General features: G+C 70.2%; 12 protein-coding genes. 1 reads left to right on the forward strand and 11 read right to left on the reverse strand.

The genetic code is table 11. The features are described 5' to 3' along the window. Window positions 1-39 precede the first annotated feature (39 nt). The gene (locus CCA01S_RS04165) at window positions 40-1,260 is read left to right on the forward strand and encodes a urate hydroxylase PuuD (RefSeq protein WP_066454488.1); all 1,221 of its coding nucleotides are present in this window, start codon (window positions 40-42) and stop codon (window positions 1,258-1,260) included. 99 nt (window positions 1,261-1,359) lie between these two features. Here the strand turns inward: CCA01S_RS04165 and CCA01S_RS04170 are convergent, their stop codons facing one another. The 11 genes from CCA01S_RS04170 to CCA01S_RS04220 all read right to left on the reverse strand — a co-directional run bounded on the left by CCA01S_RS04170 (window position 1,360) and on the right by CCA01S_RS04220 (window position 14,113). Further along, complete coding sequence (locus tag CCA01S_RS04170; RefSeq protein ID WP_066454491.1) at window positions 1,360-2,475, reverse strand: hypothetical protein; 1,116 nt, start codon at window positions 2,473-2,475, stop codon at window positions 1,360-1,362. Continuing rightward, window positions 2,465-3,082, reverse strand: a complete 618-nt coding sequence (locus CCA01S_RS04175; protein ID WP_084386461.1) for a pilin — start codon at window positions 3,080-3,082, stop codon at window positions 2,465-2,467. The genes CCA01S_RS04170 and CCA01S_RS04175 overlap by 11 nt, the downstream gene beginning before the upstream one ends. Before the next feature lie 40 nt (window positions 3,083-3,122). Continuing rightward, the gene (locus CCA01S_RS04180; RefSeq protein ID WP_066454492.1) at window positions 3,123-4,238 is read right to left on the reverse strand and encodes a hypothetical protein; all 1,116 of its coding nucleotides are present in this window, start codon (window positions 4,236-4,238) and stop codon (window positions 3,123-3,125) included. Next, on the reverse strand, window positions 4,235-5,944 hold the full coding sequence (locus CCA01S_RS04185) for an ATPase, T2SS/T4P/T4SS family (protein WP_066454493.1): 1,710 nt from the start codon (window positions 5,942-5,944) through the stop codon (window positions 4,235-4,237). Before CCA01S_RS04185 ends, CCA01S_RS04180 begins: the two co-directional genes overlap by 4 nt. After that, complete coding sequence (locus CCA01S_RS04190) at window positions 5,941-6,549, reverse strand: hypothetical protein (protein ID WP_066454494.1); 609 nt, start codon at window positions 6,547-6,549, stop codon at window positions 5,941-5,943. The genes CCA01S_RS04185 and CCA01S_RS04190 overlap by 4 nt, the downstream gene beginning before the upstream one ends. Next, window positions 6,533-7,786, reverse strand: coding sequence for a hypothetical protein (locus CCA01S_RS04195; protein WP_066454498.1), 1,254 nt, complete (start codon window positions 7,784-7,786; stop codon window positions 6,533-6,535). Before CCA01S_RS04195 ends, CCA01S_RS04190 begins: the two co-directional genes overlap by 17 nt. A gap of 2 nt (window positions 7,787-7,788) precedes the next feature. Then, window positions 7,789-9,381 carry a hypothetical protein gene (locus CCA01S_RS04200; protein WP_066454500.1) on the reverse strand — a complete coding sequence of 531 codons (1,593 nt, stop codon included), beginning with the start codon at window positions 9,379-9,381 and terminating at the stop codon, window positions 7,789-7,791. Beyond that, complete coding sequence (locus CCA01S_RS04205; protein WP_066454502.1) at window positions 9,378-10,373, reverse strand: TrbG/VirB9 family P-type conjugative transfer protein; 996 nt, start codon at window positions 10,371-10,373, stop codon at window positions 9,378-9,380. The genes CCA01S_RS04200 and CCA01S_RS04205 overlap by 4 nt, the downstream gene beginning before the upstream one ends. Window positions 10,374-10,499: 126 nt before the next feature. Further along, window positions 10,500-11,813, reverse strand: a complete 1,314-nt coding sequence (locus tag CCA01S_RS04210; RefSeq protein WP_066454504.1) for an extracellular solute-binding protein — start codon at window positions 11,811-11,813, stop codon at window positions 10,500-10,502. Window positions 11,814-11,819: 6 nt separating this feature from the next. Then, window positions 11,820-13,073, reverse strand: a complete 1,254-nt coding sequence (locus CCA01S_RS04215; RefSeq protein WP_066454506.1) for a D-amino acid dehydrogenase — start codon at window positions 13,071-13,073, stop codon at window positions 11,820-11,822. Further along, complete coding sequence (locus tag CCA01S_RS04220; RefSeq protein ID WP_066454514.1) at window positions 13,070-14,113, reverse strand: CDP-6-deoxy-delta-3,4-glucoseen reductase; 1,044 nt, start codon at window positions 14,111-14,113, stop codon at window positions 13,070-13,072. The genes CCA01S_RS04215 and CCA01S_RS04220 overlap by 4 nt, the downstream gene beginning before the upstream one ends. Window positions 14,114-14,125 lie beyond the last annotated feature (12 nt).

The following is a 14,125-nucleotide window of genomic DNA, read 5'->3' on the forward strand; positions in this document are numbered from 1 at the left end:
CCCACCCCCTACCCAATTACAAGAAGAGGAGACCTTGTCATGGAAGGCTTTTTTCTGGAATACGGCAACCTGCTGCTGCGCTGGCTGCACGTCATCGCCGCCATCGCCTGGATCGGCGAATCAATCTACTTCGTGATGCTCGACCTCAGCCTGCACGCGCCCAAGGGCGAACAGGCCAAGAAGCTGGGCGTCTATGGTGAGCTGTGGGCCGTGCACGGCGGCGGCTTCTACCACAACCAAAAATATCTCACCAACCCGGCCGAGCTGCCCGACGACCTGCACTGGTCGTTCTGGAAGGCCTACACCACCTGGCTGTCGGGCTTTGGCCTGTTCATGCTGCTGTATCTGCTGAAAGCCGACATCTACCTGGTGAACCCGGCCAGCCCCTGGGCCTGGGCGCGCGCCATGAGCGGCGTTGAGGCCGGCATCCTGGCCGTGCTGTTCCTGGTGGTGGGCTACAACGTGTACTCGCGCATGTGCCGCATCATCAGCCCCACCGTCAACCACGACGGCTGGTTGAGCGTGGGCGTGGGCGTCATGATGATTCTGGTGTCGTGGCTCACGACGCAGATCTTCCCGGGCCGCGCCGCCTTTCTCATCACCGGCGCGCTCATGGCCACCTGCATGTCGGCCAACGTGTTCTTCTGGATCATTCCCGGCCAGCGACGCATGGTCAAGGCCCTGAAGGCCGGCCAGAAGCCCAACCCGCTGGACGGCGCCTGGGGCAAGCAGCGCTCGGTGCACAACACGTACTTCACCCTGCCCGTCATCTTCCTGATGCTGAGCAACCACTACTCGTTCACCTACTCGAACGCGTACGCCTGGGTGATCATGGTGCTGTTCATCTTCGCCGGCGGCGTGATCCGCCAGTACTTCGTGCTGCGTCATACGGGCAAGAACGACCTGCGCTACCCGGCCGCCGGCATCATCGCCCTGGCGCTGATCGGCTGGATCGCCGCGCCCGCCCCCGTGGCGGCCACCGCGCCCAGCCAGGCGTCGGCGGGCGCCGCCAGCACCGTGACGGTGGCGCAAGTGCACGGCATCGTCGCCTCGCGCTGTGTGGAATGCCACTCGGCCAAGCCCACGCAGGCCGGCTTTGCGGCGGCTCCGGCGGGCATCATGCTGGACACCAACGACGAGATCATCCAGCACGCTGCCAAGATCAAGGAAGTGGTGGGCAACAAGTACATGCCGCTGGGCAACTTGACGCAGATGACCGACGACGAGCGCGCCGTCATCGCCGCCTGGAACGGCAAGTAAGCAGTAACGGCACAGGGGCCCATCCAGCGGATCGGGGCCCGGGCCGTCGTCACCGCAGGCCCTGCGCCCCACCACGGGACGCAGGGCCTGCGGCCTTTTTCAATTGGGCTGGCAGACGTAGCCACGGCTCAGGCCCTCGGGGGCCGTCAGCGCCCCGCTTTCGGCAACCTGTACCTCGCTGTAACCCGGCCCGCAACTGCAGCTGCCGGTGACCGGGTTGAGCGTCGCCTGACCGCTGGCGCTGGCGCAGCCCCGGCGGCTATTGGACAGATAGCCGCCCCCCTGTGGACGGGCCAGCTGCCGCCAGAACCCTTGGCGGCACACCAGCAACCCGGCGTAGCGGTCATCGCGCCCCACGCCGCCTTCGAGCGCGCAGGCGGTGCCGTCTCGCTGCCCCTCTTCCAGCAACAGGCCATCCCGGGCCTGCAACCAGGTGCCGCTGCGGATCTGCCCCTGCACGGTCAGCGTGGACTGGAAGTCGGCATCGCGGGAATCGCGCACCCGCAGGTAATCGGCATGATCCGTGCCGTCCGTCTCATCGTCCCGGGCCCCGCCGCCCGTCCCATCGCCCGTGCCCTGCGTGCCATCCGCGCCCGGCACCCGGAAGACGCCCAGCGCCACGGTGCCAGGCTGCCAGCGCCAGTCGGCGGACAGGCCGATCTGCTGCCCGGCGCCCAGCAACCACTGAGGGCGAGCGTCTCGCACAGCCAGGCCCTGGCCCTGGGCGGCTAGCAACCACTCGGCCACCAAGGCCTCGTCCGCCGTCCCCGTCGGGCGCAGCAGCCCGGGACGCGCGGCCACCAGCGCCTGCAAACGGCAAGGCGCCTGGGGACAGGTGGCATCCCGCCGCAGACGAAACTCCAGCGCCTGGGCCAAGGGGCCACGAGCCTGCCAGCCGGGCGGCAGAAACCCCAGGGCGCGCAACTCGCCTGCCTGCGGCGCCGTCCAGTCGGCCACGCCCGGCACGGCGGCATTGGCCCCATCGGCGGGTGCGCGGGCCAGCGCGCCACCATGCTCGCGCACGAACGCTTCGAGCGCCTGATGGGCGGTGCCCATCCACACCGCCAGCGCCTGAACCTGGGCAAGCCGCGCGCGCCGCATCCACTCCTGCCCCGCCCAGATGGCCAGCATCAAGGCCAGGGCGGCCACCAGCATGAGTTCCATGAGCAGAAAGCCGCGCTGCGCGGCGCCCCGGGCACGCGGTTCAGCGCACATGGAAAACGAACTGGTTGGTGTTGCCCTTGGCACAAGCCCCCTCGGTGGTGAGGGCGCTGTACGGCGTGGTTTCGTCCTTCACCGTCCGGGTGGCCCCGCTGGCGGAAGCGACCGTGATGCGCTCGGCCACCCGCTGCAAGATCGAGGCAATCGACGGGCAGGCCACGTGGTTCACCCGCAGCAGCCGCAGCAAGAAGCCGGTGCCGCCGTCGGTTGCCTCCACCTCGACCGTGCCGTCGCCCCCCAGGCCGTGCAGCACCGAACCGTCCGACGCCAGGGTGAGCACGCTGGAATCGGCCACCAGGGCCGCCAGATTGGCGGTGCCCAGCGACTCGTAAGGCGGGTCGCCGGACGTGCCGGCGTTGACCCGCGTGTGCGTGATGAAGCGCACCAGCTCCTGGCCCACCTGGGGCACTTTGTTCTCCATCACGTAGCCGCCGATGGCCGGGATGCCGATGACGGCGATGAGCAGCACGATGGCTGTCACAATGGACACCTCGATGAGGGAGAACCCCCGCTGTCGGCGCCAGGCCAGCCCGCGGCGCCCGCGGGTACGCGCCCGCCCCCGATCCTGCCGACGATCCCGCTCATGATCCTGTTCTTGCATCACGCCTCCTTTGCCGGTCTTCCGGCCCTTGAGCCAGCCACTATTGGCTGGCTTGAAACATCATCCAGCCACGCCGCAGGTCGTCGATGACGGCGTAGTGCCACAGCGCCAGGCCCACGGCGCAGCCGACGCAGGCAAGCAGCACCAGCCAGCGCATGGCCTGGGCCTCGCGCCGGACGCGCCGCATCCACACCTGCCGCATGCGCGCGTGCGTGGCCTGCAAGCCCGCCTGCAGGCCACGCGCCGCCACCATGTCGTCGAGAAACCAGATCAGCTCGCGGTCGAGCAGCCCCGTATCGAAGGCCCGCGCGCCGACGCAGCCCTGATCGACGCGGGCGATCATCCCGCGCAGGTGGGCGGCCAGCCAGGGCCGGGCGTCTTCATGCAGCAAGACCAGCACGGGACGCACCTGCGTGGAATGCCCGCCGCCCTCTTGCAGCAGCATGGCCATGAGCGCCACGAAGCGCAGCGCCTGCACCTGGCGATACAGGCGCCAGGGCCCCAGCCGGTCGAGCCGACGACGCCAGCGCCCGCTGGCGTGGGGCAAGGTGCTCAGCAGCGCGGCCAGGCCCAGCAGCACCCCGAGCGGCAGCGCGAAGCCCCACAGCCGCAGCGCCTGGGCGGCGGCAAACAGGGCCTGCGCCCGGCCACCGTAGTACACGGGAGGCAAGCCCTGGAACGCCTGCTGCAAGGCCGGCGCAGTCCACAGGGGAATGGCCAGCATGAGCCCGGCCAGCACCAGCAGCGCCACGCCTGCGACCGCCAGGGTGGCCCAAACCAGCTGCCGGGCCTGGATCAGCAGGCCCAGGTGCCGCGCCAGCGCCTGAAAGCAGGCCAGCAGCCGCGCATTGCCCAGCGCCTGGGCGGAGCGCACCAGGGCCAGTTCGTCGCCCGGAAAACATCCGCGCCAGGTGGTGTGCAGATCGCCGCCGCCCGCCTCGCAGCGAGCCGACCAGCCGCGCGACAGGCGCCCGCGCACGGATGCGGGGCCGTGACGCAGCGCATCCCGGTCGAACAGCTCGCGCAGCGTAAGCCGCCCCTGGCTGGCCGCCAGCACCGCGTGCAGGTAATCGAAATAATCGGCCCGCCGCGCGGCGAAGCGCCAGACGTCCAGGCGCTGCCGCAGCCGCCGCACCCAGGGCAGGCCCGCTTTCATGACGCACCTCCGGCGCTGGTTCGCACCGTCCCGTCGGCGGCGGCCAGGCGCTGGCGGCGCAGCAGCAGGGTTTCAAACGCCATGAAGCGCGCCTCGACGTCGCGCGGATCGACCAGGCCGCGCCCGACCTTCTCCATGGCGTGCGCCATGGCGCTGTGCCGTGGATCGGGAAGATAGGCGTGCCCTGCCTCGGACGCCAGCGCCGCGAGACCCGGCTCGAGCAGTTCGGCCGCCACGGTGCGCCCCCAGTACCCGGCCAGCGTCGGCAGTTGCTCGGCGCGGCAGTGGGCGCAGCCCGCGCGGTTGCGCAGACGCAAGGCGGCCCGGTCGATGCCCCAGAGCTGTTCGATCCAGCCCAGCCAGCGCGTCCAGTCCGCCACACTGCGGCCCGTGGCATCGCCACGGCACAGTTCGGCCTCGCGGGCGGGCGCGGCGCACCGCGGACACAGCACTGGCAGCAGCACTTGAAAGACCAGCAACTTGAGCACGCCGGGCGTCAGCAGGAAGTCGCGCGGCATGCCGATGAAGCGGGACGCCAGGCGATCGACGATGGCGTGCGCGCCGGGGGCGTGAACCGTGGTGTAGACGTTGACCCCCGAGCCCGCCAGATCCATGAACGCCACGCCACTGTCGGCATCACGGATTTCGCCCAGCAGCACATCGCTCATGGCCGACCGCTTCAGGGTGCGCAGCTTGGCGGCGTACGGGCCCTGTGCCGCCGCGCCTGGATCGCGCGCGATCGTGTTCTGGATGGCGCCCTCGATGCGGTATTCGACCGGCTCTTCCAGCGTGATGACCTTGCGGTGTCCCGGCAGGCACCGGATCAGCGTGGCCAGGGTCGTGGATTTGCCCGAGCCCACCGTGCCCGCGAGCACGACAGCCCCCCCTTCGGAGCACAGGACGCGCTCGAAGCACGCTACCTGTCCGGGCTGGTATCCCAGCCCTTCGAGCGTGGCAAACTGCGCGTCCGCGTCGCGCGCCAGGAAGCGCAGGCACACGCTGGGCCCGCGATCAGCCGCCAGCGACGCCCAGCGCAGAGTGTAGGCGCGGCCATCCACCTGACGCAGGAGACTGCCCTGCTGTTCGCACAAAGGGTCGAAGACGGCGCCATTGCCGCCCTGGATGTCCATCCAGGCCACCGACAGCACGTCCATCAGCAAGTCGGTGGGCATGGGCCGGAAGCGGTCGGGCGCGACATAGCGCCCGGCCACGGTGTAGCGCACCTCGGATTCCGGCGCGTCCCGGTAGACGTTGAGGTGCAGGTCGGTGGCCCCCTGGCGCACGCCCCATTCGACGAGATCCTGGAACACCCCGGCAAGCGCGGTGGGCGTGCGCCCCGAGCCGTGGCGCGCAGGCAGCGCGCCGCCCGGGCTGCGCGACAGGGCCAGCAACAGGGGCGCGGGCACGACGTAGCGCACAGGCTCGGACAAGGCGTAGCCCGCGGCCTGGATGCGCCGGATCAGGGCATCGGCCTGATCGCTGCCCACGTACTCGGCACGCGCCAGCAGCGTCACCTGCCCATTGGCCCGCTCGACCGGACAGATGCGGTCGGCCAGGGGCAGCACGCCCAGTTCGCGCGCCAAGAGGCGCTGCAAGGGTGGTTCGAGCGCCGCGAGCTGTTCGGGACGCTCGATGGTGGCGGCCTGGGCCAGATCGAAGGGCATGCTGGGCTCGGCCAGCTGCGGGACGGACGACCACGGTTTCATGGCCGCACCTCGCCCAGCAGCATCCGCAGGCACAGGGAATGCCGGTCGTCCCCGCGTTCGAGCTGGACGCAGGCCCCGTTCATGCCGCGCAACTGATAGACGCCGCGATCCCCGGCATGTCCGGCGGGGTAGGCCTGGCCGCGCACGTAGAGATAGGCCCGCTGGCCCACCTGCACTTCCGCCATGAGCGCCTGCCCCACGCCGTAGAGCGCCACCAGCCGGGGGGCCAGCAGCCCCTGGGCGGCAAGCCCCACCGCCGAACCAGCGGCGCGCTCGGGCGCGGCGGCGCGGCGGTGGGCGTCGTTCAGGTCTTGCTGCATCAGTTCGTGAATCGACTGCACCTGCCAGTGTTCCTGGGGATCCGCCTGGGAATTGCCCGGGGCATCGGCCCGGAGACCGCCCGGGCCGTCACCGGGCGCCTGCTGCGGCGAGGGCGCCCGTGGCGGCGATGCCTGCGTCACGGCCTGCTGCGCCTTGGACGGCACGGCCCCACCTGGCACCGCCGCGCGGGCCGACAATGCACCGGACAGCAGGGGCAACAGGCACAGCAGGACAGCGCATGCCGACCTGCGCACGCGGCCTTGCCGCTCAGGGATGATTTTCATAGACATGGCCCTCCAGATGAAACGACAGGCGGCTGGCCCGCAGCCCCGGGCGCGTGCCCGGCAGATGGGACACCGAGAGCTTCTGCCAGGACACGGACTGCGCCAGCGGCGCCAGCAAGACCCCCGAGCGCAAAGGCCCCTCGACCCGCAGGGCGCGCAAGGCAAGCGCAGGCAGCGTGGCGGGCGGCGGCAGCGCGCGACCCTGTTCGTCGCGCGGCGCCTCGACCGTCAGGGGGCGGGCAGCCTCGAGGCGCAGGGTCGTGAACGCGGGCAGCACGGCCTGCAAGGCGCTGGCCCAGTCCCGCATGGCCAGGCGGGCGCGGGGCAGCCGCCGTGGATCGGGCGGCTGCGCGGGCACCGGCACGCGCCAGGTGACCTGGGCGATGTCCAGCGCCGGAAAATCCACCGTCCAGCCCGCCAGCGCCCCCCGCAGCAGACCTCGGTTGTCCGCCCGCGCATCCCGGCGCCGGTATTCGCTGCGGCAGTGCCATTGCGTCGAAGGCGGCGCGGGCTGGCACGACAGGGATTGCAGAGACCAGCCCGCCAGGCGGGCGGGCTGCCGGTAAACCGCGCCCAGCAAGGCGCGCGTGCCCGCCTCGCCATGAATGGGCCGCCGGGCCAGAGCGGCGGACAGCGCCGCCTCCCAGGCCCCCTGTTGTCGGGCATCGGCGGCGGGCCGATCCGCCGTCCACCCGCGCAGCCAGATGGCGCCCGCCGCAACCAGCGCCAGGGCCAGGGCCGCGACGAACAGCCAGCGGGCGCGCCGATGCACACGCGTCATGGGCGGCGCCCCGGCAGCCAGGCCCGCCAGCTGCTTGGGCACGCCGTCGTCGTCGGCACATACCTGCCGCAGGCGGGGATAGGACAGGCGCAAGGTCTCAAGCGCTTGCGTGGCCAGGGCCTGATCCGGATAACCACGGTCGGCACGCGCCAGCGCCACCCCTTCGTGGCTGGCCAGCACGTGCCAGCTGTGCGTGTCGAGTGCCAGCACACAGGCCACTGTGCCCTGCGGATGTTGCCGGGCCCAAAGCGCCGCCGCCGACCAGCACGGACGACGCACGGCCAGGCCCCGGGCCAGCCCCAGCGCCGCGGGCGGATTACCCGACAGAACCCAGTGCCCCGCGCCTTCCTGGCGCGCCTGCGACGCGATACGATCGGGCTCGCCCAGCAGGGGCAGCCATTCGAGCCCGAAGACCAACGGGATTTGTTCTACCCAGACCAGGCGCGTCGTCCGCATGCTCACAACCCCTCTTCGACCTGCGCGGTGATGATCAGCACCGTGGCCAGGCGCTGCGCATGCAGCTGCTCGCCGCCGCCCAGGATCGCGGGCAGGCCGGGGTTCAGGCGCCGCTCGCCGCTTTCGGTCTGGCGGCGGTCGAAGCCGGACACGACCAGTGGCTGTCCTGGCTGCAAGGCCAGCTGCTGCACCGTGCCGTTGCCCTCGATCGTGAGCTGCTGCAGCTGCAGGGGGTTGTTCTTGTCGCCGAAGGTGACGCTCTTGAGTGGCTGCGCCACCGTGTTGTCATACGCCAGGGACAGGAGAATCTGGCCGTCCTCCTGCGCGTCGGGCACCAGCGTGAGCAGCGACCCGACGGTCTCTTCTTTCTGGTTGACCGAGACCGCGGGCACAGCCAGGCCATTGACCCCGGACAAGGGGGTCGTTTCCACCCGGTCGATGTACGAGAAAGTCGTACGCACGGCATGCGTGACCGGACGGCGATTGAGCGTCAGCATGGGGACGCTGCTGCGGCGCACCAGACGCACCGACTCGCCCAGCGCGCGGATGACGGCCTCGCTGCCCGTCATGGCCCCCTGCACCATCCCCACCCCCAGGCTGGCCGCCGACTCGCTCGCCAGCGCGGGCAGCGCCAGCCCCGCCGCCACCCGGGCACCCGAAAAGACGAGATTCCAGTCGAGGCTGAGCTGGGCCTGCTCGTCGAGCGCCACCGTGAGTTCTTCAAAGATCAGGCGCACGCGCCGCGTGAGCGCGCGGTTCTCCTGATCCAGATAGCGGGCGATGCGATCCAGCACTTCGGGGGTGTCGGTGACCACGACGGTGGCCCCCGCCCCGGGCTCGGCGGCCAGCACCCCGGCCCGCGACAGGAAGGGCTCAATGCGGGCGCGCACGGTTTTCATGACGTCCTGCTCGCCGCTGCTCAGTTGCGTGCTGGACGTGCTGATGAAGCCGCCCTCGGCCTGGCGCGCCCCCAGGCCCAATGACGCCTGCGCCCGCGCGTCCAACGTCAGCGCACGGACGTTGAAGACGCGCGTATCGGTGCGGAAAAATTCGAGGCGGCCCTGTTCATAGCGCCAGCGCACCCCGGCGTGGGCGCTGATGCGATCCAGGATTTCCGGCAAGGGGGCGGGGCCGCCCGCCGGGTCGAAGGCCGGCTCCGGCGCGGCAGCCGCCCCGCCTTGCCCGGCAAGACTCGCCAGGCGCGGCAGGAAGTGCCAGGCGGGCAAGAGCGCGTCTGGCCGCACCGTGACGGGAATCCCGGTGACGGCGGCAATCCGCCGCCCCAGGACGCGAAGGTCGTCCGTGCCATCGGCAAACAGCAAGGTTGTCTTCACCGAGGCCCGCAACGCGGACGGCAACAGCGCTTCGCGCGCCAGGGGCTGCGCCCGACCCGCCACCCAGGGCTTGTCAACGTCTTGCGCGGCCAGCCGCCGCGCCGGATCGGCCAGCGCACGGCCGAAGCGCTCGTGCCCCTGTTCGACGGCCTGGTCGGCGCGCAGATAGTCCTGCGCCGCCTGACGCAGGCGCTCGGGCAAGGTGCAGGCGGACAAGGTGAGGCCGACCGCCAGCCCGCCGCTCACGAGACGCCAGCTCATGATTCGGCCCCGGCTGCCTGCGTGCGGTCGCAGCGCTGTGCCAGCGGCACGACGCGCAAGACCCGGTTGTTATAGAAGCAAGGCTGCAGCGGACGGTCGCCCAGCTCGGTGGCCGCGAGCAGGCCCCGGACGGCGGCGCGAAACGGCTCCTGGAAAACGGCCGACCCGGCCAGCGGGATGTCCACATCCACCGCCCAGTGCTCGGTATCGAACGTCCAGCCCGCCTGACGCGCCCAGCGCCCCAGGGCACGGCGCACGTTGCCGTCGGCAGGCGTCACCTCGAAGGATTCCAGGCGCGCGGCAGGCGGATGCACACGGCCGACCGCAGCCTCGCTGGTCGCACCTTCGCCGCCCGTCCGGCCCCCGCGCATCGCGGCCCCACCACCGGCCTGGCTGCCTGCCACGACACCGTCCGCCCTGCCTGCGGCTGGCAAATCAGACCCCGCCCTGCCAGCAACAGGCAGCCTCTCGGGCGACGGCGCCGCACCCGAAACAGGCGCCGCAACGGGCGCTGCGGGCAGCGCGGCAAACCCGCCCACCTCAGGCGCCGACGGCGCGGCGACAGCCACGGCCGCCGCCACGGCGGCAGTCGCGTCATGTACGCCAGCCGCGCCATCCGCCTGCCCCACCGTCGAGACGCGCTGCGCCTCGGCCTGCAGCAGGCCGCCACGCATCACCAGGTGCCCAGGCACACCGCGCACCACCAGGTAATCGCCCTCGCGGCGCGGCGTCAGCAGGCGATCGCCCGCCGCCGTGCGGGCAAAGAGGGCGGGAACCGCCTGCCCCTGGGGGTATTGCAGCCAGGTATCCTGGCCGTCGTCAAAGACCTGCAGGGGCGCAAGGCCGGGGTCGCCCGACAGGCGCCAGTCGAAGTGATACGCGCCCACCGGCGCCTCCAGACCGGCGAATGCCCGCCACCAGGCGCTGTCCCCGGTAGCAGCACAGCCGCCCAGCCCCACTGCCAACCCCACTGCCACCAGCCGCTTCCACATGCCGCCCTCCGTTCGCAAGCTCGAATGCGGCAAGCAAAAGGCGCCGGATTCGAGGAATCAGGCGCCTATGGTGGCCTGGCGGCTTGGGCGCCGCCAGACTGGGAAGTACGAACGGATAAAAGAGTCTCAGCGCTGGCGCGACAGGCGGTTGCCCTCGGTGGCGGCCAGGCTGAGCGCCGTGACGGCGGGCTGCTGGCCGTCGAGCGCGGTGGTGAGAATCTGCTGGAAACGCGAGCGGATGGCCGGATAGTTATGGATGCGGAAACCCTGGCCGGTGACCGCCGAACGCCCCGCGTATACGGCCACCAGGCTGCGCCACTGCCCCAGACGGCTGTAATAACTGGCAGGGGTGGCATCGAAGGCGGCCTGCGTCAGCGGCAGATAGCCGGTTTCCTGATACCAGCGGGCCGCCTGCTCGGGCTGCGCCATCCAGGCCAGGAACGACGCCGCGGCCTCGGTGACGGGCTTGGACGTCTTCATCACCCACAGGCCGGCGCCGCTGACGAAGGGGTTGCCCGGCACCTTGGTGACCTCGGGGTAGTACGGCAGGCCGGAGACGGCGTAATTGAGCTTGCGCTGGCTGTTGAACTGACCGATGTTGCCCGAATTGGACATGAACACGGCGCACTGGCCTTCGGCAAAGCGGCTGGCCGACTGCAGGCCGGCCTCGGGCTTGACCATGATCTGCGAACGCACCCAGCTCACCATGAGCGACAGGTGGCGCACGTAGGTGGTGTCGAACGAGAAGCTGGGCAGGCCCTTGGCCTTCAGGCCGTTATCGGCGCTGGCGTACAGCTGGTTGTTGACGGCGGCCAGGTTTTCGAGGTTGATGGAGACCGGCAGATCGGACGCCAGCGGACACTGGCGCGACCCGTGGTTGGCCAGATCGACCAGCTGCCCCTGCAGATCCATCCAGGTGCGCTTGGGCGCGGCGGGGGCAATCCCGGCCTTCTTGAAGGCATCCTGGTTGTAGTACATGACCGGCACTTCGAGCATGGCCGGGAAGGCCATCAGGCGCCCCTTGGCATCGTGGATGAAGGCATTGTCCGAGGACACGAACCAGCGCACATTCTTGAGCGGGCCGCTTTTTTGCAGGGTGTACAGCGGCTGCACGTAGCTGCGCGCGGATATTTCTTCGAGTGTATGGCTGTCGCCCAGCTGGGCCAGCGCGGGCAGCCCCTTGCCTCGCGCGGCGCCGTCGAGCGCCTGGTTGAGCGCGGCGGGCGTGTCGAAAGCGCGCACCTGCACCTGCACGGCAGACTGGCTGCGGTTGTAGGCCTTGACGAGGCTCTGGAAGGCCTCGGCGTTATGCCCATTGAGCGACACCCAGACGGGCACGTTCGTGGCGGCCCAGACCGGCACGGCCACGACAGCCGCGACCAGCGCGCAGACAGCACGCAATCCCGGACGCTGCACGCCGGAGCCAAAGGGGGATTTCATAGTGAGTCAGTCCAAAAAAGGAAAACGAATGTCCGGCACGCGGCCCGAAACCAGATCGGCCAGCACCCTGCCCGAGCCAGCGCCCATGGTCCATCCCAGGCTGCCGTGCCCTGTGTTGAGATACAGGTTGCGGATGCGCGAGCGGCCAATCAACGGCACATTGGAAGGCGTCGTTGGCCGCAGGCCGGACCAGAACTGAACGTTATCAAAATCGAGGGCATTTGGGAACAAAGACCGGGCGTGTTCCACCAGCTGATTGCAACGGCCCGTATCCAGCGCGCGCGAATAGCCGCCGATCTCGGCGGTGCCCGCCATGCGCAGATGATCGCCCAGGCGCGAAGTGACGATCTTGGCCTCTTGATCGACCAGGCTCACCATCGGCGTGGCGTCGGGATCGCGCAGCCCGAAGGTGGCCGAATAGCCCTTGGCCGGATACACCGGGCAGGCCACCCCCAGCGGGGCCAGCAGCATGGGGCTGAAGCTGCCCAGCGCCACGACGTAGGCGTCGGCCTTCAGGGCGCGAAAGAAACCGTCGGGCTCGATGAGCTCGGCCACCGACACCCGCCCGTTGACGGGCACCAGGCGGTTGACGTGCGTATTGAAGCGAAAAACCACGCCCGCGTCGCGCGCCTTCTCGGCCAGGGCGCGCGTAAAGAGATGGACGTCGCCCGATTCGTCGTCGGCGGTGAAGTCGCCGCCGACGATGGGATCGCGCGCGGCGGCCAGGGCGGGCTCGATGCGCACGACTTCGGCGGCGTCCAGCACCCGGCGATCCACCCCCAGCTCGCGCATCAGCGCCGCACTGGCCTGGGCGTGCTCGAACTCGCGCGGATCGCGGTAGAAGGCCAGGATGCCGCGTTCGAGGTGATCGTATTCGATGCCCAGCTCGGCGCGCAGTTCGCGCAGGGTGGCCCGGCTGTACTGCGCCAGGCCGACCATGGCGCGCAGGTTGGCATTGAAGCGCGCGGCGCGGCATTCGGCCAGAAAGCGCGCACACCACAGCCACTGGCGCGGGCTGAGCCGCAGGCGCACCCGCAGCGGGGCGTCGGCCCGCCCCATCCAGCGCAGGATGTTGTTGAGCGTGTGTCGGCTGGCCCAGGGTTCGGCATAGCAGACCGATATCTGGCCGCCATTGGCGCGGCTGGTTTCCAGTGCGGCCCCCGGGCGGCGGTCGATGACCTCGACCTCGTGGCCTGCCCGGGCCAGCCACCAGGCGCTGGACACCCCGATGATGCCCGCCCCGAAAACGGCAACTTTCATGCCCGCACCTCGGCGCGGTCGGCCTCGGACGTAAAGGCATCGGCATAAAAGGCGTCCGGCGGCAGGCCGCACAGGTGGACGAAATCGCGCCGGGCGGCTTCGACCATGGGCGGCGCGCCGCAGGCATAGACCTGATGGGCGGACAGATCGGGCAAATCGGCCATCACGGCCTGGTGCACCCAGCCGGTGCGCCCCGCCCAGCCGTCTTCGGGCCGGGCGTCGGAGACCACCGGCACGAAGGTGAAACCGGGCCTTTGCGCCTGCCAGGCTCGCGCCAGATCGGCTTGATAAAGATCTGCCGGGCGGCGCCCGCCCCAGTAGAGCACGGCCGGGCGGCGGTCGTCGCGCGCGAGCATGCCTTCGACCATGGCCTTGATGGGGGCAAAGCCCGTGCCACTGGCCAGGAAGACGATGGGCCGATCGTCGTCACGCAGGAAAAACGACCCCAAGGGCCCTTCGATGCGCAGGATGTCGCGCGCCTTGAGCGGTTGATCGGTGCCGCCAAACAGCCGATCGGTAAAAGCCCCGCCCGGCATGTGACGCACGTGCAGCTGCACGCGATGGTCGTGCACCTGCGCGCATGCCATGGAATAGCTGCGCCGACTGCCGTCCTTGAAGAGGAATTCGAGATACTGGCCCGGCTGAAAATTGAAGGCTTCGGCGGACGGCAGCTGCAAGGTGAGCTCGATGACGTCGGTGGCCAGCGGCGTGAGCGCCTGCACCCGCACCGGCATCTTGCGCACGACGATGTCGCCACGCATCCGCACTTCTTCGGCCTCGATGCAGAGGTCGGATGTGGGACGCGCCTGGCAGAACAGGGTGTAGCCCTGGGCCAGGTCGGCGGCATCCAGAATGCGCTCGGGCGCCACCCCGGCTTCGTAGCTGCCCGACACCACCTTGCCGCGGCAGGTCGAACACGTGCCGTTGCGACAGCTGTAGGGCAACACCATGCCGGCGGCCAGGGCGGCATCGAGTATGGTCTGGCCGGGCTCGGCGATGAAATCCCGACCCGCTGGCTGCACCGAGACCTTGAAGCTCATGAGGCATTCCAC

Origin of the sequence: Castellaniella caeni NBRC 101664 (assembly GCF_001592225.1) — a bacterium.
Classification (GTDB): domain Bacteria; phylum Pseudomonadota; class Gammaproteobacteria; order Burkholderiales; family Burkholderiaceae_B; genus Castellaniella; species Castellaniella caeni.